Here is a 20,571-nt window from a genome sequence, read left to right as displayed (position 1 = left end):
CAACCTGTGTGGTGGTTTCACGCCGGGGCAGGGCGGCGCCCGGCGCGGCGGAAACGCCTCACGGCGGCGGAAAGAACGCGGCGCCCCGGGCCGGGGCGCCGCCTACCCAAGGGGGCCGTCAGCCTGCGACCTGTACTTTCCGCAGCGACTCCGCGGTACTCCGCCCGCGTTCGATCTTCGCGAGAACCGCGTCCATGATCCCCGCGTACACGTCTCCGCTGATCGCCGAGGAATCCACGATTTCGATCAGTTCCAAGCGGTCGCCGACCGCGAGAGCCGCGGTGATCACTCCTGACCTGAGAACGGCGTCGACGCGTGCGGCGAACTCCTCGCCGTCGGTGGCGCGCAGCCCGGCGACCTGGGCGGCCGTCACCGGGGCGTAAGCCCACACGTTGATGTCCCAGGCGTGGCCTTCCACACAGTCGAAGATGTAACGCTGGCCGCCCTGCTCCAGCAGGCCGCAGGTGGGCCTGTCGTGCTGGTCGAACACCTCGAGAACGGTGGCGTTGTCGGCGGGGTTCCACGGCAGCGCCCCGAACCGGAGGTGGATCTGATCAGGCATCGTTGTCCTCCATCCACGTCGGGTCGCCAAAGCAGTCGTTGAAGCGTTCGCTTTCATCGTCTGTCCATTCAGTGTCCCCGTCCAGGCTTACGGACACGTGATTGGGGTTCCTTTTCCCGCCGTCGAGGGTGAGGGTGAACCCTGCCGCGCGGAGCCGGCCTGCGGTGGTGCGCCGCACACCGTCGTGCATGCTGGCGCTGCGACGGCCCCGGTACAGAAGATCAACCATCTCTTTGACGCTCGGCTTCCCGAGCGTCAACGACAGGCCTTTCTCCCCCAGCCGCAGCTGGTTACGGAACGGGAAGATACAAAAGCCCGGGTTCAACCGGTTACCGAACTGGGTGAGGGGCGCGGCGTCGGGAATGTCGGGGGGCGGCATAACTCACCATCGTCGCCCCACTACTGATCGTTAGCAGCCGCTCTCGGATTTTCCGCTGCCGGCCGGTGAACGTCCGGCGCCCCCGCGGCCTCACGCCGCGGGGGCGCCGCCCCGTGGGCGTTTAGAGCACGTCCACGAAGACCAGCACGTTGTTCAGCACATCGTTCAGCACGTTGATCATGTCTTTTTCCTGTTCTTCGTCAGCACTTTCAGCCTGGCCTGCTGTGTCAGCCGTGAGCCGGCGCCGGGTGGGGCGGCCCGCGTGCCCGGCCGTGTCTGCTCACAGCTGCCCGTGCTTCAGGCAGTGGGCCGCACGCACCACGCCGTTCACGGGATGCCAGTGGCAGCCGCACCGCAGCGCGTTACCCGGCACGAGGTACAGCGCGACGTACAGGCGCGCTTTCGCCCACCAGACCGCCCAGGGCCGCAGGCGCGGCCGCGCCGGACCTGCGGGGCGCCGGCGCCGGGGCCAGGGCCTTCCTGGGGCGGAGGCGGTCATGGGGCGGCGTCCAGCCCGCCGCACCGGCCCGGGCAGCCGGGGTCGGCGAGCAGGTTGCCGCCCGGCGGGGCGGCGGGCACGCCGGGCTGCGCCGCTGCGGACCGGTCGACCATCATCGCCGCGGACCGCCCGTAACCGGCCGGCCTGTTCTCGCGGGGCGCGTCCGGGTCGGGGCTGAGCGCCAGGCCCGCGTTCGCCCACATCGCGACCTGCCGCAGGTACCACAGGGCGGTGTCGAGCTCGTTGCTGGGCGGCACCGTGTCCGCCAGCGTGTGGGCCAGGTGCCGGCAGCTGCCGCGCACCGCGACGTGCGCGTCCCGGCGTTCCGGCGACGCCGGAGGGTGGAACGTGAACCAGTCGTCGATCTGGTCGTGGACGTCATGCACTTCATTACCCTTTCGTTGCCGGCGGAGGCGTATCGTCGCCGTTCACGCCTCGCCCGCACCCTTGACGACGACGCTTTCCACAGCGGGCGCGGCGGCTGCCACAGCGGGTCGGGCGGCCGCGGTGACGGTCTTCACAGGGGAGGTGGCGCCGGCCCGTCGTTTCTCCGCGTCGGCTTCCCGCGCCGTGGTGTACGGGGCGCTTTCGCTGCCGTCGTTGTACACGACGACGTACCTGCTGACCTGCTGGTTCTTTTTGTTGCAGCCGCATCCCATGACGGTTCCTCCTATCGGGTGGCGGCGGCCGGGCAGCCACCGTCGCTGAGCGGGTGCGAGGCTCGTCATCCGCCGCTGCACACGCCTTCGCTGATCGTGTGCAGCAGCGTGGCCGCCCAGCCTCGCCACGCGGTGGCCTCCTGCGCCGCGGTGCGGCCCTCGCAGTGCGCGCACCAGCCGAGCAGCTGGTGAGCGGCCTCGCTGTGCCCCCACAGCGGCGCCCCCGCCGGGCCGGGCAAGCCGCCGCTCATACGCCGAGGTCTTTCAGGGCGGCGCGGGCGTCGTCGACGGTGTCGAACCGGCCGGGCAGCGTCCCGGTGCGGTCAGCGATCCGGTAGAAGATCCGCCCGTTGCTGCGGTGGAAGTAGATGCGCCGGTCCCGGTACTCCTCCACGAGGCCGTCGGGGTAGCCCAGGGCCAGGCGGCCGCCCAACGTCACGAAGTCGTGGGCGTGTTGCAGCAGCCCGTCAGAGACGGGCACATCAATGCTGAGCCGTTCGTGGAGTTGCTGGTACAGGCCCGTCAGCAGCAGCGTGAACTCGATGTCGCCGGGCGGTGCCGGCCCGGTCTCCCGGGTGAGCGCTTCGATCCGGCGGATCAGCCTGCGGCATTCCTCGGACTGCTCCGGCGGGTCGACGCGGCTGCGCCGGTGGGCGGCGGCCAGGTCATGCCACAGTTCGGCCAGCTCTTCACGCATGACCAGGTGCAGGCGGCGCTGAGTGTTCACTGCGGCTTCTCCGTCCAGGGGTGCGCCGTCACCGCGGCGACGGCGGCGTTGGCGGCGGCCAGCGCGCTCGGGTACGGGGCGAGCGCCCGGGCGAGCACCGGGGCGAGGGACCGCCACAGGCGCGGCCGGTCAGCGGGAACCATCACCCAGCCGGGGTGGCCGCAGCCACGGGCGCAGAACGCGGCCTGCGGCTGCCGGGAAGCGCCGGACACGACATGTTCCAGGTCGTGCCCGTACCGTGCGCATTCCAGCTGGTCTTGTTCGGTGTGCACGCCACCCGGCGTGAACAACGGGCGGCCGTGCCCGCTACTGGTGTTCACGCTTGTCTCCTATCGACATCAGGGCCCGCATCAGCCACCGCGTTTCGTGCGGCAGGCCGGACCGCAGCAGGTCACGCACGTACTCGTCGACGACGCCGATCAGGTCGCCGCGGTGCGGCAGAACCTGCTGCAGGCACGTCCACGCGTCGGCGAGGAGCCGGTCCAGGTCGTCTTCCCGGGCCGGGATTTCGGTGTGTAACTTCCAGGCGGGCAGGTGCTGGTACTGCGACCTGCGGTCGCGGGTCAGCAGCCGTTTCCCGGCGACTTCAAGGGCCCGCATCACGGCGACGTTCGCGGCTAGGGCGACGCATTCGGCGTCGTCGGAGTGAACGGGCTGCGAGGTCACCTTGTAGGTCCTCAGTCGTCCAGCTGGGTGGCGGCGATGCCGTACAGCCAGGACGCGCCGAAGCCGGTGGCCAGCAGCCGGAACCAGGGGCGGTCGCCGTAGCGGTAGGCGACCGGCACCGCGACGGCAGCCACCCAGATGGACGCGCACCAGCCGCAGCCCACCAGGTAGGCGGGGCGCGAGTCGGGGCCGAAACGGCGGTCGACGTATTCGCGGATCGGCCGGGCCAGCTCGTCGGAGGTGACGAACCGGGTGACGCGGAACACGATCGCGAGGACGGCGAGAATCAGCGGTACGGGCACAGTTTCCGACTGTAGCCACATGGCTTCCAAGAGCAGGTCAGGGCTGCTTTGCCGTGTCCTGGGGCGGGGCGGGGGCGGGGCTGGCCCAGGAGGCGACGACGGTTTCCCACCGGGGCGCGCAGCCCGAGCAGTACCAGCCGTTGAGGAACCGGCGGGTCGGGATGGCCCCGCACCGGCGGTGGACGCCGTCCATCTCGCGGACGTAGGTGCACGGCGCCCGGTACAGCGGGTGCAGGTCGTTCACCTGCCGGTCAGGCCGACGTCGCCGACGGCGGCCAGCGTGATGAGCGTCATCAGGCCGACGTATCCGGCGGCCAGTTTGGACAGGGCCAGCCACGCCGAGCAGGCGAGGACGGCAACGGACACGAGCGCCGCGGCGGCGAGCGTCAGCAGCCGGGCACGGACGGTGCGCGGCGGTCGGACAGGCGTGATGTGAGGCATGCAGGACTCCCCCGAGTTCCCTGGTGGCGGTAATTTCAAACCCTATCGAGGTGCGGGGGGACAGTCAGGAACGTTCCTCCTGTGGCGTGCGGGACTTCACCCCGGGCTGGTGCTGTGCGGCGGGGTGGCAGCAGTCGACGACGAACCGGATCGCCTCCTCGGTGCCCTGAACGTAGACGGCGATCACTCCGGGTGGGGCGCCGGTCTGCCAGGCCGGGCGCGGTCTGCATTCCTGGCCGCCGAGGCTTCCGAAGGTGGCGGCCCACTGCTGGCTGGTCTGGCCCGGCAGGCACACGCCGCGCTGCAGCCACTCCTCCCGGGAGTAGATCACGGTCGCTTCGGTCACGGTGCTGGTGTCCTTTCTCAGCTGAGCGGGCGTTCTGTCCGGCACCCCGGGGCGGGCCGGGGCGCCAGGCACACCGTCAGCGCAGCCCGCAGCAGGGAAGGAAACTCACCGGGCGGGCGTCGTCGCTGGTGGGGTGTTCGCCGGCGATGCCCTGGTGCAGTTCGGCGGCGACCTTCTGCGGGGTGGTGGCGGCCACGTCGAACAGCTCGGCCTGCTGCGCGGGTCCGGTCAGACCGCAGCAGCCTGCCCGGTGGACGCGGAAGCCGTCGTGCGGCGACAGCACAGCTTGGAAGGAAACACCGTCGGCAGCGGTGCCGGAGGGGATGGGCACCCACTGCCGGGTGACGAGTTCCGCGTCGACGGGCAGCCCGGCTTCGGCCTGCTGTTTGCGGTAGGCGGCGACTTCCGTTTCGGCCCACTGCCGGTCGAACGGGTTGCTGGCGCTGGTTTCGATCCGCGAGGCGGGATCCTGCGCCCACCGGCCGGTCCACCAGGTGCGGCGCACCCCGTACTCGACGGCGGGTTCGGTCGGATGGTTACGGATGCGCTCACACAGCTCAGCGCGGGCCTGCAGGTCAGCGCTGCTGAGGCGGGGATGAGCGGTGAGGGCGGCCAGGAGGTCGGCGACGGGCGTGGCGTCGAGGTTCACGAGAGTCATCGCAATGCTCGCTTTCGTTGACGTTCACGGGTGCTGGGCCGGCGCCCACGCTGGGCGCCGGCCAGGGTGCGGCTACCGCAGGGAGAAGACCGGGCGGATGGCGGGGGCGATGCGGGCGGCGACCCAGTCGGCGCCCGGGGTGCGGCGGCGGATGACGAGTTCCGCGTCGGGCTGGTTACCTTGGTGCTGCTGCCAGGTGCGCATGACGGAGACCGCGCCGATGCCGTAGGCGAGGCTGGGGAAGTCCACGACGACCGGGGCGCCGTCGACGTCGCTGCAGCGCATCCCGTAGTCGACGCGTTCTTCCTTCGCGGTGAGGATGGCGGCTTCGGCGGCGGTCTTGGGCATGTCGACGGTGGCGTCGAGGTCTGAGCGGACGACGGTGGCCAGCCCGATGCTGGTCGGGCAGCTCGCCAGGGTGCGGCAGGGAACAACGACCGGCGCCTGCTCGCCGTCGACATCGTCGTAGTAGACGTGGTGGTGGCGTACCTCGGGCAGGAGTTCTTCGATGACGTGGGTGACGGGCTGCCAGCCGGGGGCGGGCTGCCAGCCGTCCGGGGTGCGTTCAACGGGGACCGCGTCGGGGGTGAGGCCCACGTCGTGTTGCAGGCGCTGCGCGTGTTCGATGACGAGCTGGTCGGAGGTGTGCGCGCGGGAGCGGCGCGGCACGATCACGACGGTGCCGCGGCCGAGGGTCAGCCGGTAGGCGATGTCAGCGGGGGCGCCGTCGTCGCGCTGCGCGGCGACGTGGGCGCCGGTGAGGAGAGTCGCCTGGCGGGCGCGGTGGTCGGCGGCGAGGGTCGACGGCCCGGCCCCGTCGAAGATCAGGTGGGCGCGGATCCATTCGCTGTGGCGCGGGTTGCGGGCGCTTTTCTGGGCTGCGGTTTCGACGACGACCCAGATGCCGGGCTTGCCGTCGAGGGAGACGGCGTCCCCGAGGTTCAGGGCGGGGCGTTTGGTGGTCATGCGGAGCCTTTCGGGGGTTAGGCGGCGCGGCGGACGGTACGGGTGGCGGTGAGGATGGCGACAGCGGCGCGGTGGTAGCAGCGGCGCTGCTTGATACCGGCCAGGCAGGTGCAGCCCTGGAGGGCGACCAGGTAGACCGTGGTGCCGTCGGAACTGACGGCGGTCCACAGGTGGGGGCGGCTGGTGGGGACGATGCCGCCCTGCTCGATGGCTTCGACGGCCCGTTCGATCTGGGCGGGCGTGTAGCCGGTGAGGTCGGTGTGGTGGGCGGCGGCCCGGATGAGGGACAAGCAGTGGCGGCCATACCTGGCGGCGATCGATGTGGCGGAGCGAAGCACTCGCCCGCACCGCAGGCAGTGGGCCTGGTTCACACGGCTCTCCCTTCGACTACTACCACCTGTTTGCAATTCTTACACTACAGATATGGGGGCACAGTTGCAAGTGTTGCCGGACAGGAAATCGCGGGAAGCCTGAAAGATTCACAGGTCACAGCGTCGAGGCCGGGGCGCCGGATGTCCGGGCCGCGAACCTGGGGCGTCTTCGCAGATCCGCCCGGCGCGGAAGCGAGAGCGTCTCGCCGGCGGGGCGGTGAACCTCGCCGCACAGGCCCCCCCCCTTTGGGAGCCCGTGCGGCGAGGTCGTACATGAGGCGCCCACCCGCGGGTGGCGGGTGGGCGCACGTGTGCGTGCGCCGCCGCCCGCACCGGGTGAATCCTGGGAGATCCACGGCGGCGCACTTGGCGGTAGTATTTCACCTACCACCATAGATCGCTATACCTCAGCATAGAAATATAGTGATGGCTTGCGAGAAGCTGGCCCTTTGTCCCCTAAATGCAATAGGACGATCTATTCATGTGGCTAGCTATGGTCTGTCATGCTGGGCGGGTGGACTCTGACGCGTTCCTCGACTACGACCGGCTCGCCGAGATGGTCAAGAGCCGGCGCCTGTCCCTGCACCTGTCGATCAACGGCGCCGCACGGCAGGGCGCCATGAGCCCGATCACCTGGACCCGCGTGGAGAAGGGCCTCAACGTTCGGGAGCTCACCTACGCCGGCGTCGACCGCGCCCTCGGCTGGGAGCAGGGCAGCGCCGCACGCGTCCTCGAAGGCGGCGATCCGCCACCGGGCTTGGCGGACGAGGCTGCGGACGAAACACCCGCGCCGGAGGCGCCGGCGCGCTACCCGGACGACCCGCTCCTGCAGTACCTGTGGGACCTTCCGGACCCCGACCTGCCCGACGACCAGCGCGAAACGCTCGTTCAGCTGTACCTCGCACTGCGCCGCAACGCCCACCGGCGCCGGCTCGACGCGCCCAGCCAAGGGCAACTGAAGCCCCTACCTAACGCAATGTAACCATTTGATTACGGATGATCGCGGGGTGTTGCCTCGCGCTGGACTCCGCGATGAGGTGAGCGAACCTCCGAAATCCTGCGCGTTTCACCAGGTGGTATGACGTTGACAGAAAGTGATAATAATTCGACGATCCGCGATATTGTGTCGGTGGTTATGCAGCGCCTCCGCGCGATCAACGGCGCCGCTCCTACCTCCGACATCAGCACGCGAATCGAACTCCGACACCAGATCGACAACCTGAAACGCGCCCTCGACGCGGCCGTCAGCCTTCACGAGGTGCCGATCGAGTTGTGCCACACACTGCGCGCCCCACCAGGCACATCCCACATCGTCGAGCTCGCCGTCGACGACCAGTCCATGCGCGTGGTTGTCAGCCCGCTCGGCCGCGTCGACCCCGAACGTGAACTGGCGGTCTGGCGGGAACTACTCGACACCGCCGCCCTATGCACCCACCCCGGCGAACAGCTACACCGGATGGATCCAGCAGTCCTCGCCGTCCACCTGAACACGGCAACCCTGGTGGTCAACACCGGGCATCCGCGGGCCGTGATGCGCGCCGCGATGAAACTTCTCCAGCCAGGCGCACTGGTGCCCATCCCCGTGGCGTGGCTGTTAGACCAGGCACGCACCCGGCCCGGCCGCACGACCGCCGCGACCGCCGCAGTCGTCGGCGCCGCCGCCGCCGCACTCACCATGACGTTCGTCAGCTTCACCGCGCCACCCCAACCCCCCCGTAACCTTCCCGTCGTTGCCGCCAGCCCGAACGACGACCAGCCGTCCCCGAACGACGCCGACACCCCCGCCGCCACCGACCCGGCACCCACCCCCCCGCTCATCGCGTTCGAACCGGCCCCGCCCCCCACAGGCGACCCCGCACCCGACCGGGACAGCCCCGACCCGCTCGACCCGGCACCGCCGGGCAAGAAGGAAGAACGCAACGAAGACGACAACAGCGACGACGCCCCCGGCAGCCCGAAGCCCACAGCGCGGCCAACCAGGTCGCCTCCGCCTCCTCCCGACCCCCCGGCCCGCACACCGCGTTCTTCCTCCCCGCCGGACCAGCCGACCTCTGCCGCCCGCCCTCCCGCCCAAACATCAGCCCCAGACCCGGCCCCCACACCGACACCAACACCGGCGCTGGCGCCGGCGCAGACCAGCAGCCCACCGCCGCCGGACCCGACCTGCCACGTGCTCGACATCGAGCTGAGCCTCCCCATCCTCGGCGTCGACGTCTGCGTCTAACACCGCCGCGGGGCGGCGAAGCCCCGGACACGGCAAGGCCCCACCGTGGCGGTGAGGGCCTGGACTTCGTCGCCGCGTACTTCTGCCCCCCCGGGGGGCAGAAGTACGCGGCGACGAAATTTCCTGTTTCGTTGAAAAACAGCAGCGGATGTGTCACGAATACGCAGAGGGGGCGGTGCTCTGTCGCACACCACGTGTGGGTCTGGGAGATCCCAGAGCGCCGCCCCCTCCTCGTCGCGCAGCGAAAGCGCGACGTCTTCAACCGGTGGGCGAGTCCACGCGCAGGACGTTCGCGATCCGGTCGGCCGCCACGTCGACGTCGGCCGCGCTGGTGAGGCGCTCCATTTCGTCGGCGCGGCTTTCGCCGGCAAGACGATCGCCCTGCCACCACCAGTACCAGGCCAGGACGGGCGGCCCGCCCTCAGGCTGCGGAGCCTCCTTGTCCCGCACGAGAACAACCATCTGTGACAGGCCCGAGAACAGCAGCCGGGCGCGGTCCAGGTCGGCGGGGCTCTCTTCGCTGCTGTACTCGGGCGGCCGCGAGAAGTTCAGGATGGCGTTCCCGGTCTGCTTGACGGTCAGGCCACGCTGCGTGGCGGCTTCGATGAGCTGTCCGATCAGCTCCGCAGGACTAGGGGGAACCTGCGGGGCATCAGCGTGATGCAACGGTGGAGATGTCATATGGGTCGGCTTTCGTCCAGTGACAGGTCAGGACCCGTGAGGTCCCGCGGTCGACGTCCCGCCTTCCTGGAAAGCGGCGCCCGCCTCGGACGACAACGAGGTGACGTGGACCACATTTCGACCGTAGGGGGCCCCACACCCTCTGTCACTGACAGTTTGTTCCAGCGATCACCGGAACTAGCAGTGGCTGTTATCTTCCCTGGTCAGTAGGGCAAGCCGACCGCGTCGGCGAGATCACGCATCTCCTGGGTCAGCTTGCGTTTCGCCGTGAACATATGGCTCAGGATGTCGCGGCCGTACCGCTGCGCGGCCAGCCACTCCGGCGCCACCCCCGCCAGCCGCTGCAAAACGGCAAGCGATTCGGCGTGCCTCCTCGTCACCGTCAGCGCGTGGGCGACGTCGAGCTGGTGCCGCAACCGGCTGACCGAGGTGGCGTACCGCGGCTGGGTGGAAATACGTTCGGCGATTTTCAGAACCCGGTCGGGCTGGTCCATCACCGCCGCGTTCTCCGCCGCGATCATGCCGACTGTTACGGGCCCGAACGTCCGCGTCGTGCTCGTGTCCGACAGCGCCTCATATCCGATACGGACGGCCGCCGCCCGCGCCAGCTTGATCGCGTCCTCCGCCTCGCCGGGGCGGTTGTCGCGGACGGCCGCGTTGGACACACTGATCAGCAGGCGCCCCCACATGGTCAGCTCGGCTGTGGTCGCCTTCGAAAACCTCGGCTCCATGTCGTCGGCCCACTTCGTCGCGAGGGTGCGCGCCTGGTCGAGCTGGCCCTGCCGCAGGTGCAGCCACACGCGGGTGTTGACGGCGGCGGCTGCGTCGAGCCGGTCCTCGGCGATGTCGATCGCCCGGTCCAGGGTGGGTTCGGCCATGGCGAACTGGCGGGTTTGAGTGAGCACCCATCCGGTCGTGTTCAGCAGCTGAGACCGCAGTGCCCGGCCGTCCCCGTCGAGTGTTTCGACGTCGCGCAGCAGCAACGGCAGCATCGCGGCCAGCTCGCTGTAGCGGTTGCTGGCCAGCGGCTCCTTCAACGCCTCCATGCCGCCGCGCACGCTGTCGATGGTCGGCTCCTCGGCGGGCTGACCCGCCAGGCCGATCAACGCCTGGTAGGTCGGCGCCCACAACGTCCGGTCAGGCTCGACCTCGTGTTCGGTGTCGCCTCGGCCGCCCATCAGGTACGTGGTGGACACCTGCAGCGCGGCCGCGAGTTTACGCACGGTGCTCAGCCGCACATCGCGGGGAACTCTCTGCTCCAGCTTCGACACCCAGCTTTCCGACACCCCGGACAGGTGGGCGAGCTGTTTCTGGCTGAGTCCGCGCCGCTTGCGGACACTGAACACTCGTGCCGCCAGTTCGTTCACCGTGCTACCTTCGGGCATAGCCCCGCCCTTTCCCTGTGACGTAGACACTCTCAGGCTAAGCGTGCGGGGCTAGCTTGTCGGCAGAGACGGCCAGGTGTTTCTTCCCGGCCCGTTCTCGGCTCGCCGCGGGTCGTCCCAGGCCGCCGCGTCCGGAGTCATCCGGTGCTGTCCGAGGTGAGGGAACCGTCTTTTCGCCGGTCGCCGGCGGCAGCTACGCTGAACGCAGCTTCTCGCCTCACGCGGGGAGCGGGCGGATCCTGTCGGGAACGCCATGAACGGCCCGGCACCCACCAGGCCACTAGGGGGCTGGTGGGTGCCGGGCCGTTCGTATGCCCGCCCGCTGATCACCTGTCTCTGGGCTGGGTGTGGCGACGGCCCGGGGTCCTGGGCCGAGACGGGCGGGGCGTGAAACCGTCACCGTCTGCGGGCGATGCCCAGGTCCGGGCCGTCGCGCGGGGTGCCTTGGAGGCGCAGCCGACTCTACGCAGAAGGGCCGCGCACCCCGGTCACGGCTCGCCGTCGCGGGCGGCGAGTTCTCCCCTGCGGCGCTCTTCGAGGTCGCGGCGCATCTGCCCGGTGTCGGCGCGTTCGATATAGCGCGACAAGCTGCTGCCCACCCCCAGTCTCCGTTCGACCTGGCCGCGCGAGCCGGGACGAAGCCGGCCGTCCGGTGTCCGCAGCAGCTTCTGCGCCAGCTCGTAGAACTCGATCTGGTCCAGGTCCGCCTGGTAACGGCTGTCCTGCTTACGGCGCAGCACAGCGAGGGCTTCCTCCCATTCCGTTTCGGAAGGCTCAGGCAGCGTGGTCATGATCGGATTGTAGTTGCCGGGTTGCATGATGACCACGCGCTGTCACCGCCCCCGCACGGCGCCGATGGCACCTTCCGCGCGGCGGGTCAGCGTGTCGTTCCCGCCGGCCCGGGCGGTTACCGGCCGGGCCTGCCCCGCGGAGAACCGCATCACCCCGCACCTTCCACCTGGTCGTTGTCGTCGGCTTCGACCTTGCCGCGCAGCATGGTGCCCTTCACCTCTCGGATACGGGACCGCGCCCATGACTCCGACATTCTGTAGGCCGAGGCGATCGCCGGGCCGGTGAGCTCGACACCGTCGAGACGAGCTGTGCGGTAGGCGTCGCACGCCGATTCTCGTTTCTCGTCAGCTGACATCGCGGTGACCTCGTCCGGGGCCGGCAGGTACCGGCCGTGCCCGCCGGCGGGCAACTCACCGTGCTGCTTGGCGGCGAGCTCTGCGGCACGCTTGGCGTCCCGTGCGGCGCGCTTGCCGGTGAGGTGTTCGACGGCCAGGCCGACGGCCACGTCAGGGTCGCTGATGCGCAGCCTGACCGCTTGCCGCTTGGCCGCGAACGTCTCGGGAAACCACATGAGCCACCGCAACACGTCGAACGAGGCGATCTCCGTGTCGCTCTGTGCTGGGGCCGTGCTGGTGCTTGCCGCACGCGTGCTGCTGCTTGCCGCACGCCTGTCACGGGCCAGCGCGGCGACCCGGCCGGCATGGCGGGCGTTCGCGTACCACGCCCACAGGACCGGCGACATGAGCGACATGAGAGCGAATCCGGCGGCCAGGACTTGCTGCCCGGGTGCTGCTGACCAGTGCGAGTAGTTCATGGAGGCGACAAGCCCCGCGAGCAGGGCCGCCAGGACGAACGCGAGGAGGAAGGGCCGCTTTTCACGGCGGGCGTCCAGGCCGTAGTCGAGCACCGTCACGGCCATCAGTTCCAGCCCTGCGGCGAGGATGACGGCCCACAGCACGTCGAGGCCGGCCTGCTCGGTGAGGAACTTGAACTGGCCGAACCCGGCCGCCGTGTTGACGCCGATGTTCACCAGGAGGCGCCGGATCCGGGAGGAGTGCTCGGCGAGCAGCAGACGGACATGATCGCCGCGGTCGCGCCGCTTGCTGCGCCCTGCCGCAACCTTCGTCACGCGTGCCGCTTCGGCGTCACGGCTCTGTTTCACCGCGGCATGGCGGGCGCGTTCTTCGGCTTGCAGCCGCGCCCGGTGCTTGATCGCTTCGACTTTGGCCGCTGCTTCGGCTTCGCGTACGGCGGCTTCGGCGAGGGTGGTTCGCCGGTCGGCGTCGGCTCGTGCTGCTAGTGCGGCAGCCTCAGCACGTTCGGCTTCGGCGAGCGGGTCGACGGGCGCGGGGGGCGGCTGCCGGCGCAGCCCAGCCAATAGGTGGATCACGGTGCATCCTCGGGGGTCGGTTCAAAGGGCGAGGTAAGCGGCGGAAGCGGCGGCCGCGCAGACGTATCGGAACAGCCGAAGCGCTACCGGGTTGGTCGAGTGGGTCCAGGCGTACAGGGCGGAGACGGCGGCGCACACCAGGCCGATCACCATCAGCAGCGCCAGGGCGGCGAGCTGCACCAGGTGCCGGGCTTGGGGGAACAGCGTGGCTGCGACGAACGCGGCGGCCAGAACCAGCAGCGTCTCCAGCCAGGCGACAGCCAGGCGTCTTCCGCGGATCTCGGCGGCCTCCTGAGTTCTATGCATGATCGCCTTTCCTGTGGTGGCGGGCGGTGACGCTCAACGGTGTCCGGTTCCTGCCAGCGAGGGCCGGTCGGCGGCGGCGCCGGAAGACACCCCACCCGATTCACCATCATGAGAACTGTTGAGCATTGTCCCCCCGCAGGTGTAGTGCGCAGCTTACTACACAGCGTGGCCGGGTTTTCACGATTGGCCACCACGGGTTTCTCACACAGAAAGCCCCGCCGCTGCGACGCGACAGCGGCGGGGCTTCCTGGAATCGAGGCCGGGCTAGCTGGCCGCTACGAGCCTCCCTTCCAGGCGGTTGCCCGCAGGGCCTGCCGCGCCAGGGGCGGCGCCGCCCGCAGCGGCGGCTGCGGCGGCCTGGGCCTCGATCGACTGACGGCTTTCACCGACCGGATACGCCGGAACGGGCGACACCGTTCCCACAGGTCCGCGCCGGTCAGCGAAAGCGGGAACATGCGGAGCCCAATGGGCCGCACTGACGAGCGGGCAGGCGAACACCTCGCCGCCACGGTCGTCGAAGAACGACAGGATTTCCCTCTCGTGCGTCAGGTTGTAGCTGGCCGCGGTGATCTCGACGTCCTTGACGCCTGGGTCACGGAACCTGATGGTCCACAGCACCATGAGCATTTCTCCTCGACTTCCCCTGTCCGTGTCATGTCCTGTCCGCGTGGCCACGTTCCGTGGGGGGCGGAACACGCGCGGCACGAAGGTACCGGGAGACAGTTGACAGATGTCTCCCTATCGCTGTAGCTGGCTACACACGGTACAGACGCGGCGACGCTTCGCGGTGTACTTCGCGAAAGAGAAAACGCCGCCCTGGGGCCGCCTCGAGTGCGCGGCGGCTACGACGCGGCGGCGACCGGCATGAACACGGTCGAAGCGTCAGCAGCGGCAGGCGCCGCCCCAGCAGATGAGGCCGGCGGGGCCGGCGGGGCGACGATCGCGTCCCACAGTGCGACGGTCAGCGCCAGCCGCCCGGCCGCGGAGACGACATCGGCGTAGGCGGCGGGCGCCAAACTCATCTCCCGGGCAAGGTCGACCGCCCGCCAGGGCAGGCCGTACTCGCTGGTGTCGATGGCGCTGTTCAACATGTTCGGCCTCGACGGGTTCTCCTCGCCGAGCAGGCCAGGCTGGAGACCGACGTGCCGGTTCCACCCGGCGGCGTAGCCGTAGGCGGCGCCGGCGGCGAACGCGGTGAGCGGCACCGCGCTCTTCCACCCGGCCGGCTGGCCGTTACGGCGCAGCAACGCCCCCAGGAACGGCTGGTCATACTCGGGGTGCAGCATCACAGGGTGGGCGTCGACGAGGAACGCGGCCAGGTTACGGGTCAGGTCGGCCATCGCGACGGGCCGGTAGCTGTTGAGCTGCGGATCCAGGGCGGCAGGCTCACCGAACTCGCGGTACCGAGTGTAGAAACCGCTGCTGTGCAGGCGGGCGCCCTCGCCGCGGTGCAGTTCCTGCACCGGCAACTGCCAGTGGTGGACGGCGTCGCGGGCCCCTGGGGAGGCGCGGCGTAGCCGCACCGACAGTTCCCAAATCTCGTGGGAATCGACGGACGGGCCGGTCGTGGTCATCGCAACGAACGCGAGGTGTCGCATGGTGGCGTCCTTGTCGTCGGGGTCGTCGGGATCGGTCAGCCGGGTGACGTCCAGCACCCGGCCCAGCGGGTGAGTGACACGCACCGGCGCGCGGGAGCGGGTGACGCCGCACAGTTGCAGGCCACACCAGCCGAGGACCCGCATCGGCGCCGCGGTGTCGTGGATGACGTCCCCCTCGCGGACCGTCCAGGCAGGCCGGGGTCTGCGGTCGGCTCGGCTGCTCATCGGCGGGCGCCACCCGGCGGGCACGAAGTACAGCGGTCCAACATGTCGGCCTCCTGGAGCTGGCGGCAGAAAAGCGCCGACGAGAGCAGGGCGGCGGCCACCCGAAGGCCACTTCAGCGCATCGCGCCCCGAACTGCCCCGCGTTCCCCCCACACCGCTGCAACTTTTACCTTACACCTCGATGTCGAGCGATGCTGATTACCGCCGTACTGGAGGACGGGCCGGGCGGGCGCACGAAAAAGGCCGCGGAACCCTTTTCCGGGTTTCGCGGCCTTCCGCGTGTCGCACCCCTGCGGAGGGTGGACCGAGCAGTGCGGTCTCCTTGCTGGCTCAGGCCACAGCGGAGAAGACTCGCGCGGGGGCGGCACCGGCTCCGATGATCAGAGCCGCGGCCTCCACTTGTTCGTCGCTCATCTCCACGTCCGGCTCACAGGCCAGGTGCTCTGCGATTCGGGCGGTGAGGCGGTCGACGTCATCCACAGGACCCTCCGTTGGGCATTACGGTGAGGGCAACCCTACGGGCGATCTCCCAGGATCAACGTCACCCACCGTAGGCGGGTCAGCACAAGCTGCGCAGCCGAAACGGCGGATTCGCGGTAGCCAGTCGAGTTCGTCCCGACTTCGTTTAGTCGCGCCACACCCAGTTCAGCCGCGCCAAATCCAGCCCGGTGAAGCCCACCCGGGTCGTCGGCCCGACCGAGATGTGGTCCAGCACCGCGGAGACCAGGTCGCGGCGCCGCTCCAGCGACGCGTCGACCCACCATTCGGCGAGCTCGCGCGGGCCGAGCCCTTCGGGTAGCGACGCCAGCCGGGTCGACTGGGCAATCTGCCCGCGCAGCTTGGCGATCTCCGCCTGGGTGCGGCGGTCAGCGGCCTGGAAAGCCTCCTTGGAGATTCTCCTCGCCACCCAGTCGCCGGCGAGTTCGGCGATGCTCTCCTCGTGCTCCTTGATCTGGTCGAGGAGCTGGTGTTCGGTCTGCGAGGCCATGGCCCCGCTCAGGCGGCGGGCGATGGCCGGCGACGCGAACCGCGCCAGGACCCGCGTGGCGACTTCCTGTTCCAGCGCGTCGGCGGCTATCCGGATACGGCCGCACCCGCCGACGGGCGGGCTTTTACGGCACACGTAGCCGCGGGAGCCGGCGTTGCTCGGCTGGGACTGCAAGGGTTTACCGCAGCCGGGGATGCCGCAGACCAGCAGGCCGCCCGACAGCAGGTACTTGCGGGCCGAGCCGCCGCCGCCCTTGTTGCGGGCGGGGTCACCGAGGATCGCCACGAGCTTCGCCTGCGTCTCATCGTCGATGATCTGTTCCCAGTTGCCTCGGGCGACCTTCTCACCGTTGAGGGTGCGCCAGCCCGCGATCCGCGGGTTCTGCAACGCTCTGCGCAGCGTCACGGCCTGCCAGGGCTTGCCGGTCGACGTGCGGATCTCCCGCCGGTCGAGGTCAGCGACGATCGAGCGCAGCGACTGGCGTTCCAGCACTCGTTTCGCGACCTCACGCAACACCTCGGCTTCCGCCTCGATAAGCGTGGTGCCGTCTTTCTCATATCCGTAGGCGCGCATCCCACCGGACCAACTCTCACCTTGTAGTGCTCTTTGCCTATTGGCGGATCTCTGCCGTTCGGCTTTGTGCTCGACCTCTCCGCGCGCCGCCGCCGCCGCCATTCGGGCTGCCATCCTGCCCGTTGAGGTTCGCAGGTCGATATATCCGTGGACCGCAGCAAACAGCGTTCCGAAACTTTCAGCGTAGCCGCACAGGTATTCCAGCTCTAAATTGCGGCGTGTTACCCGGTCCAAATGCCAGCAGCCGACCGCGGTGACCACTCCTGATTCGATATCGGCGATCATCCGGTCGTAATCCTTGCGGCGTTTCCTCACGTTGCTGGCGCTCATGTCGTTGTCGTTGTAAACCTCGACGATCACAGCCTCCGGGTCGAGGCGCGCGATCATCTCGCGGATCTCCGACTCCTGGCGTTGCACGCCGAGGCCGGCGCCGATCCGGTCCCGGGAGATCCGCACGTAGATTCCCCACCGGTGGCCGATGTGGCTCAGCGTCGCCGACGCGTACGGCAGGCTCACGTGTTCCCGCCACAGCGGCGTGACCAGCGCGTTCGCGTCGCGGCGACGTCAAGGGCCGCGACGGGGAGAACGCTGTCGGCGCCGGTGTCGAGGTCTTCGCCGGTTTCGGCGAGCGTGACACCAACCCGCAGGTCATGAAGGGCCGCCAGGGTCCGCGCCTGGGCGTCGGCCGGGTACCGGCCGAACCTGGGAAGGTCCCAGACCATGACCCGGTCGGCCTGGCCGTGCTGTACGGCCTTCAGCAGGCCGGTCATCCCGTCGCCAACCCCACCCAAGTCGCAGAAACGGGCGTTGATGGTTCCGCCGGTTTTCGTGACGGCGTCTTCCAGAAGCGCGAGCTGCCCGTCGACCTGATCCGCTTCGCCGCTCACAGAACGCGCGTACAGCGCCCAGCGCACCCTTGCGTGAAGTCTGAGGTCCGAGGGGCGGGCTTCGGCGCTCTCCGTCGCCCTCAGGGCCACAGGAGGGGTACGGGGAGGGTCGGTCATCTGTCCCCCTGAAGGTCACTACAGCCGAGAGGTGCGCGGGCCGCGCCGGACACGCCGTGGCGGCACCCATGCGTCTGTCCCCCCTCGCAGGTGGCGCGACGCTCCCGGACCGTGGCCGGAATCGTCCACTCACCCTTTCGGCTATATGGCTTCACGACAATCGCGGCGGCGACCATCAGCAGACCATACAACGCCGATATTCCCAGCCGGACGGCGATAAGAGTACGACGGCGACCAACCCCCGGTCAGTCGTTAACTGTCCCCCGGCAGCCCCCTCACCAACCACCTCAGTCGGCGGGGCTGTACCTCACCAGGTCAGAGCTATATGGCTAAACGATAGTCGTACACTCGTCCGGGTGCTCGTTGGCCCACCGATGAGCCCTGCGGATGCGCGCCACCCAGTCGCCCAGCGCGACCGTGCGGGCCGGGTCGGCGAGGGCCTCCCTTCCGGCGATCTGGAACTCGAAGCCGTTGGCGTAGCCCTCGCCGTCGACCAGGATGCGCGCCTTGGTCTGGGACTCGGCCTGGGCGGTGTAGGGATCCCAGATGGCCCAGGCGTCGATCCTGCCGGAGGAGAGCGCGGCCAGGGCGTCCGGCGGCTGGAGGTACTGAGGCCGGATGTCGGCGAAACTCAGCCCCTCCTTCTTCAGCACGGCCAGCAGGTGAAAGTTGGCGGAGCTGCCCTTGGCCACCGCGACGCGCTTGCCGCGCAGGTCCGCGGGGGACTTGACGGGCGAGTCGGCGGGGACGACGACCGCCTGGCCGCCGAGGCCCTTCTCGGCGACCGCGATGACGGAGATCTTCGCCCCGGCGGCGGCCGCGAAGACCGGCGGCGCGTTGCCGACCGCGCCGAAGTCCACCGAACCGGCGTTGATGGCCTCCAGGATCGGTGGCCCCGAGGTGAACTGTGACCAGGTGACCTTGTACTCGACGTCGTCGAGCTGGCCGGCCGCGGTCAGCAGCGCCTGCAGGCCCGTGCCCTTCTGGTCGCCGACGCGGAGCGTCACTCGGGACAGGTCGACCGAGCCGTCGGCGCGGACGCCCTGTTCCTCCCCGGCCCCGCACGCGGCGGTGACGGGCAGGAACAGAGCCGCGGCGATCACCGCGGCGATACGACGTTTCATACGGTTCCCTCCGGGGTGACGCCCAGCCTGTTGAGCAGGGTGGAGCGCAGTGCGATGAGCTCGGGGTGGTCGCGGTGGCGGGGGCGGGGCAGCTCGATCCTGGACTCGTGGGCGATGGCGCCCCCGTCGAGCACCAGGACGCGATCGGCCAGCTGCATGGCCTCGTCCACGTCGTGGGTGACGAGCAGGATGCCGGGGCGGTGCCGGGCCCACAGGTCGAGCACGAGCCGGTGGATGGTGATGCGGGTCAGCGCGTCCAGGGCGCTGAACGGCTCGTCGAGCAGGAGCAGGCCGGGCTCGCGGACCAGCGCCCTGGCCAGGGAGGCCCGCTGGGCCTCGCCGCCGGACAGGGTGAGCGGCCAGGCGTCGCGCAGGGCGCCGAGACCGACCTCCTCCAGCGCGGCCAGCGCGGCGGCGCGCGGGTCGGGGGCGCGCAGCCCAAGTGCGACGTTGGCCAGGACCCGCTTCCACGGCACCAGCCGGGGCTCCTGGAAGGCCACGGCGGCGGTACCGCCGACCTCGACCTCGCCCTCGGCGCCGGGGTCGAGTCCCGCGAGCACCCGCAGGAGTGTGGACTTGCCCGAGCCGCTCCGGCCGAGCAGGGCGACGAACTCGCCACGGCCGATCTCCAGGTCGACCCCGTCGAGAACCCGCCGCTCCCCGAAGGCCCGGATGAGTCCCCTGACCGCGGCCACCGGGGCCGCCGCACGGAGCGGGGTCACCGTGCGCGACGGGGTCAACGTGACAGGAAGCTCTGTCGCCATGACAGGGCCCTCCTTTCCAGCAGGCGCACCAGCGCGTCGGTCAGCAGGCCGAGGATCGCGTAGACGATCAGGCCGACGACGATCACGTCGGTGCGCAGGAACTCCCGGGCATCGTTGATCATGTGTCCCAGACCGGCGTCCGCGTTGATCTGCTCGGCCACGATCAGGGCCAGCCAGGCCACGCCCAGGCTCTGCCGCAGGCCGACGAGGGTCTGGGCCAGCGCGCCCGGCAGGACGATGTGGGTGACGGTCTCCGTACGGCTCAGCCGCAGCACCCGGGCCACCTCGGCGAGCCTGCCGTCGACGCCGCGGATCCCGGAGAAGGTGTTGAGGTAGAGCGGGAAGGCCGCGCCGAGGGCGACCAGTGCCACCTTGGGCGTCTCGCCGATCCCGAACCAGAGGATGAAGAGCGGGATCAGGCCGAACAACGGGAGTGCCCGCAGCATCTGCAGCGGAGGGTCGACGGCGTTCTCGCCCACGCGGCTGAGCCCCGCGACGAGGGCCAGGCCGATCCCGGCGACCGCGCCGAGGGCGAAGCCGATCGCCGCCCGCTGGAGCGAGACGGCGATCGCCTCGGGCAGGACGCCCTCCGAGACGAGTCCGGCGGCGGTGGTGAGGACCTTGACGGGGGAGGCGAGGAGTTGCTCCTGGAGAAGTCCGGTGGCGCTGGCGACCTGCCAGACGGCGAGGATCACCAGGGGGCTGGCAAGGCGCTGCCAGGCGGCGGAGCGCAGGGGCAGGCGTGACCGCGTTCGCACGGCCCGTTGTGGCAGCCCGACGTCGGCGACGGGAGCGGACACGGAAGACCTCATTCGTGGCTGGGGGCTCGGTTCCCGCTCATCCTCAGCCAAATAACCCACAAAGCCAATCGGTAATACCTGTTATGCTCGACGTCGCTCGACAAAACCCGAGTTGGTAGGTTCTCCTGGCAAGAGAATCAG

30 protein-coding genes are annotated in these 20,571 nt (G+C 69.8%); 2 read left to right on the top strand and 28 right to left on the bottom strand.

What is annotated here, in order from left to right:
* Positions 1-118: 118 nt before the first annotated feature.
* The 15 genes from ACQP0P_RS20245 to ACQP0P_RS20175 all read right to left on the bottom strand — a co-directional run bounded on the left by ACQP0P_RS20245 (position 119) and on the right by ACQP0P_RS20175 (position 6,576).
* Complete coding sequence (locus ACQP0P_RS20245; RefSeq protein ID WP_433379149.1) at positions 119-562, bottom strand: hypothetical protein; 444 nt, start codon at positions 560-562, stop codon at positions 119-121.
* Positions 555-941 (bottom strand): hypothetical protein, encoded by a 387-nt coding sequence (locus ACQP0P_RS20240; protein ID WP_433379146.1) that lies wholly within the window; start codon positions 939-941, stop codon positions 555-557. Before ACQP0P_RS20240 ends, ACQP0P_RS20245 begins: the two co-directional genes overlap by 8 nt.
* Before the next feature lie 495 nt (positions 942-1,436).
* A complete protein-coding gene (locus ACQP0P_RS20235; protein WP_433379143.1) occupies positions 1,437-1,826 on the bottom strand; it encodes an Acb2/Tad1 domain-containing protein in 390 nt (129 codons plus the stop codon).
* Between the two features lie 42 nt (positions 1,827-1,868).
* Positions 1,869-2,168, bottom strand: coding sequence for a DUF7196 family protein (locus ACQP0P_RS20230; protein ID WP_433379140.1), 300 nt, complete (start codon positions 2,166-2,168; stop codon positions 1,869-1,871).
* Positions 2,165-2,350: a hypothetical protein gene (locus ACQP0P_RS20225; protein WP_433379137.1), complete on the bottom strand. Its 186-nt coding sequence runs from the start codon at positions 2,348-2,350 to the stop codon at positions 2,165-2,167. The genes ACQP0P_RS20230 and ACQP0P_RS20225 overlap by 4 nt, the downstream gene beginning before the upstream one ends.
* A complete protein-coding gene (locus tag ACQP0P_RS20220) occupies positions 2,347-2,826 on the bottom strand; it encodes a hypothetical protein (protein WP_433379134.1) in 480 nt (159 codons plus the stop codon). The genes ACQP0P_RS20225 and ACQP0P_RS20220 overlap by 4 nt, the downstream gene beginning before the upstream one ends.
* Positions 2,823-3,146: a hypothetical protein gene (locus ACQP0P_RS20215; RefSeq protein ID WP_433379131.1), complete on the bottom strand. Its 324-nt coding sequence runs from the start codon at positions 3,144-3,146 to the stop codon at positions 2,823-2,825. The genes ACQP0P_RS20220 and ACQP0P_RS20215 overlap by 4 nt, the downstream gene beginning before the upstream one ends.
* A complete protein-coding gene (locus tag ACQP0P_RS20210; protein WP_433379129.1) occupies positions 3,133-3,492 on the bottom strand; it encodes a hypothetical protein in 360 nt (119 codons plus the stop codon). The genes ACQP0P_RS20215 and ACQP0P_RS20210 overlap by 14 nt, the downstream gene beginning before the upstream one ends.
* Positions 3,493-3,503: 11 nt before the next feature.
* The gene (locus ACQP0P_RS20205) at positions 3,504-3,794 is read right to left on the bottom strand and encodes a hypothetical protein (RefSeq protein ID WP_433379126.1); all 291 of its coding nucleotides are present in this window, start codon (positions 3,792-3,794) and stop codon (positions 3,504-3,506) included.
* Positions 3,795-3,831: 37 nt separating this feature from the next.
* Complete coding sequence (locus ACQP0P_RS20200) at positions 3,832-4,038, bottom strand: hypothetical protein (RefSeq protein WP_433379123.1); 207 nt, start codon at positions 4,036-4,038, stop codon at positions 3,832-3,834.
* Positions 4,035-4,235 carry a hypothetical protein gene (locus ACQP0P_RS20195; protein WP_433379120.1) on the bottom strand — a complete coding sequence of 67 codons (201 nt, stop codon included), beginning with the start codon at positions 4,233-4,235 and terminating at the stop codon, positions 4,035-4,037. The genes ACQP0P_RS20200 and ACQP0P_RS20195 overlap by 4 nt, the downstream gene beginning before the upstream one ends.
* Before the next feature lie 64 nt (positions 4,236-4,299).
* The gene (locus ACQP0P_RS20190; RefSeq protein ID WP_433379117.1) at positions 4,300-4,581 is read right to left on the bottom strand and encodes a hypothetical protein; all 282 of its coding nucleotides are present in this window, start codon (positions 4,579-4,581) and stop codon (positions 4,300-4,302) included.
* Between the two features lie 76 nt (positions 4,582-4,657).
* Positions 4,658-5,239, bottom strand: coding sequence for a hypothetical protein (locus tag ACQP0P_RS20185; protein WP_433379114.1), 582 nt, complete (start codon positions 5,237-5,239; stop codon positions 4,658-4,660).
* A gap of 72 nt (positions 5,240-5,311) precedes the next feature.
* Entirely contained in the window at positions 5,312-6,205 is an 894-nt protein-coding gene (locus tag ACQP0P_RS20180; RefSeq protein ID WP_433379111.1) for a hypothetical protein, read from the bottom strand.
* Between the two features lie 17 nt (positions 6,206-6,222).
* The gene (locus ACQP0P_RS20175) at positions 6,223-6,576 is read right to left on the bottom strand and encodes a hypothetical protein (protein ID WP_433379108.1); all 354 of its coding nucleotides are present in this window, start codon (positions 6,574-6,576) and stop codon (positions 6,223-6,225) included.
* A 514-nt stretch (positions 6,577-7,090) separates the two neighbouring features.
* On the opposite strand from ACQP0P_RS20175, the gene ACQP0P_RS20170 reads away from it, so the two are divergent.
* Positions 7,091-7,558: a hypothetical protein gene (locus ACQP0P_RS20170; RefSeq protein ID WP_433379105.1), complete on the top strand. Its 468-nt coding sequence runs from the start codon at positions 7,091-7,093 to the stop codon at positions 7,556-7,558.
* A gap of 147 nt (positions 7,559-7,705) precedes the next feature.
* A complete protein-coding gene (locus ACQP0P_RS20165) occupies positions 7,706-8,800 on the top strand; it encodes a hypothetical protein (protein ID WP_433379102.1) in 1,095 nt (364 codons plus the stop codon).
* A 258-nt stretch (positions 8,801-9,058) separates the two neighbouring features.
* Here ACQP0P_RS20165 and ACQP0P_RS20160 read toward each other — a convergent pair whose 3' ends face one another.
* The 13 genes from ACQP0P_RS20160 to ACQP0P_RS20100 form a co-directional block, all read right to left on the bottom strand.
* On the bottom strand, positions 9,059-9,466 hold the full coding sequence (locus ACQP0P_RS20160; protein WP_433379099.1) for a hypothetical protein: 408 nt from the start codon (positions 9,464-9,466) through the stop codon (positions 9,059-9,061).
* Between the two features lie 218 nt (positions 9,467-9,684).
* Positions 9,685-10,848, bottom strand: coding sequence for a helix-turn-helix domain-containing protein (locus ACQP0P_RS20155; RefSeq protein ID WP_433379096.1), 1,164 nt, complete (start codon positions 10,846-10,848; stop codon positions 9,685-9,687).
* Positions 10,849-11,354: 506 nt separating this feature from the next.
* Positions 11,355-11,657, bottom strand: coding sequence for a hypothetical protein (locus tag ACQP0P_RS20150; RefSeq protein WP_433379093.1), 303 nt, complete (start codon positions 11,655-11,657; stop codon positions 11,355-11,357).
* 149 nt (positions 11,658-11,806) lie between these two features.
* Positions 11,807-13,048, bottom strand: a complete 1,242-nt coding sequence (locus ACQP0P_RS20145) for a hypothetical protein (RefSeq protein WP_433379090.1) — start codon at positions 13,046-13,048, stop codon at positions 11,807-11,809.
* Positions 13,049-13,069: 21 nt separating this feature from the next.
* The gene (locus tag ACQP0P_RS20140) at positions 13,070-13,354 is read right to left on the bottom strand and encodes a hypothetical protein (RefSeq protein ID WP_433379087.1); all 285 of its coding nucleotides are present in this window, start codon (positions 13,352-13,354) and stop codon (positions 13,070-13,072) included.
* A 264-nt stretch (positions 13,355-13,618) separates the two neighbouring features.
* A complete protein-coding gene (locus ACQP0P_RS20135) occupies positions 13,619-13,981 on the bottom strand; it encodes a hypothetical protein (RefSeq protein WP_433379084.1) in 363 nt (120 codons plus the stop codon).
* 215 nt (positions 13,982-14,196) lie between these two features.
* A complete protein-coding gene (locus tag ACQP0P_RS20130; protein WP_433379081.1) occupies positions 14,197-15,177 on the bottom strand; it encodes a hypothetical protein in 981 nt (326 codons plus the stop codon).
* A 330-nt stretch (positions 15,178-15,507) separates the two neighbouring features.
* Complete coding sequence (locus ACQP0P_RS20125; protein ID WP_433379079.1) at positions 15,508-15,657, bottom strand: hypothetical protein; 150 nt, start codon at positions 15,655-15,657, stop codon at positions 15,508-15,510.
* Between the two features lie 145 nt (positions 15,658-15,802).
* Positions 15,803-17,254, bottom strand: a complete 1,452-nt coding sequence (locus ACQP0P_RS20120; protein WP_433379076.1) for a recombinase family protein — start codon at positions 17,252-17,254, stop codon at positions 15,803-15,805.
* On the bottom strand, positions 17,251-17,652 hold the full coding sequence (locus ACQP0P_RS20115) for a recombinase family protein (RefSeq protein ID WP_433379073.1): 402 nt from the start codon (positions 17,650-17,652) through the stop codon (positions 17,251-17,253). The genes ACQP0P_RS20120 and ACQP0P_RS20115 overlap by 4 nt, the downstream gene beginning before the upstream one ends.
* A gap of 419 nt (positions 17,653-18,071) precedes the next feature.
* Entirely contained in the window at positions 18,072-18,866 is a 795-nt protein-coding gene (locus ACQP0P_RS20110; RefSeq protein WP_433379070.1) for an ABC transporter substrate-binding protein, read from the bottom strand.
* Complete coding sequence (locus ACQP0P_RS20105) at positions 18,863-19,630, bottom strand: ABC transporter ATP-binding protein (RefSeq protein ID WP_433379067.1); 768 nt, start codon at positions 19,628-19,630, stop codon at positions 18,863-18,865. Before ACQP0P_RS20105 ends, ACQP0P_RS20110 begins: the two co-directional genes overlap by 4 nt.
* Entirely contained in the window at positions 19,603-20,430 is an 828-nt protein-coding gene (locus ACQP0P_RS20100) for an ABC transporter permease (protein ID WP_433379064.1), read from the bottom strand. The genes ACQP0P_RS20105 and ACQP0P_RS20100 overlap by 28 nt, the downstream gene beginning before the upstream one ends.
* Between the last annotated feature and the right edge of the window lie 141 nt (positions 20,431-20,571).

This window comes from Streptosporangium sp. CA-115845 (assembly GCF_050943795.1).
In the GTDB taxonomy this organism is placed as follows: Bacteria; Actinomycetota; Actinomycetes; order Streptosporangiales; family Streptosporangiaceae; genus Streptosporangium.
The sequence above is the reverse complement of the archived record's forward strand: the minus strand, read 5'-3'. Positions and strand labels throughout refer to the sequence as shown.

What these genes read in the sequence shown, in the direction of transcription:
- ACQP0P_RS20110 (WP_433379070.1), bottom strand. Translation starts at nt 18,866, where the DNA reads ATGAAACGTCGTATCGCCGCGGTGATCGCCGCGGCTCTGTTCCTGCCC.
- ACQP0P_RS20105 (WP_433379067.1), bottom strand. Translation starts at nt 19,630, where the DNA reads ATGGCGACAGAGCTTCCTGTCACGTTGACCCCGTCGCGCACGGTGACC.
- ACQP0P_RS20180 (WP_433379111.1), bottom strand. Translation starts at nt 6,205, where the DNA reads ATGACCACCAAACGCCCCGCCCTGAACCTCGGGGACGCCGTCTCCCTC.
- ACQP0P_RS20195 (WP_433379120.1), bottom strand. Translation starts at nt 4,235, where the DNA reads ATGCCTCACATCACGCCTGTCCGACCGCCGCGCACCGTCCGTGCCCGG.
- ACQP0P_RS20130 (WP_433379081.1), bottom strand. Translation starts at nt 15,177, where the DNA reads ATGAGCAGCCGAGCCGACCGCAGACCCCGGCCTGCCTGGACGGTCCGC.
- ACQP0P_RS20225 (WP_433379137.1), bottom strand. Translation starts at nt 2,350, where the DNA reads ATGAGCGGCGGCTTGCCCGGCCCGGCGGGGGCGCCGCTGTGGGGGCAC.
- ACQP0P_RS20140 (WP_433379087.1), bottom strand. Translation starts at nt 13,354, where the DNA reads ATGCATAGAACTCAGGAGGCCGCCGAGATCCGCGGAAGACGCCTGGCT.
- ACQP0P_RS20245 (WP_433379149.1), bottom strand. Translation starts at nt 562, where the DNA reads ATGCCTGATCAGATCCACCTCCGGTTCGGGGCGCTGCCGTGGAACCCC.
- ACQP0P_RS20135 (WP_433379084.1), bottom strand. Translation starts at nt 13,981, where the DNA reads ATGCTCATGGTGCTGTGGACCATCAGGTTCCGTGACCCAGGCGTCAAG.
- ACQP0P_RS20185 (WP_433379114.1), bottom strand. Translation starts at nt 5,239, where the DNA reads ATGACTCTCGTGAACCTCGACGCCACGCCCGTCGCCGACCTCCTGGCC.
- ACQP0P_RS20230 (WP_433379140.1), bottom strand. Translation starts at nt 2,168, where the DNA reads ATGACGAGCCTCGCACCCGCTCAGCGACGGTGGCTGCCCGGCCGCCGC.
- ACQP0P_RS20240 (WP_433379146.1), bottom strand. Translation starts at nt 941, where the DNA reads ATGCCGCCCCCCGACATTCCCGACGCCGCGCCCCTCACCCAGTTCGGT.
- ACQP0P_RS20150 (WP_433379093.1), bottom strand. Translation starts at nt 11,657, where the DNA reads ATGACCACGCTGCCTGAGCCTTCCGAAACGGAATGGGAGGAAGCCCTC.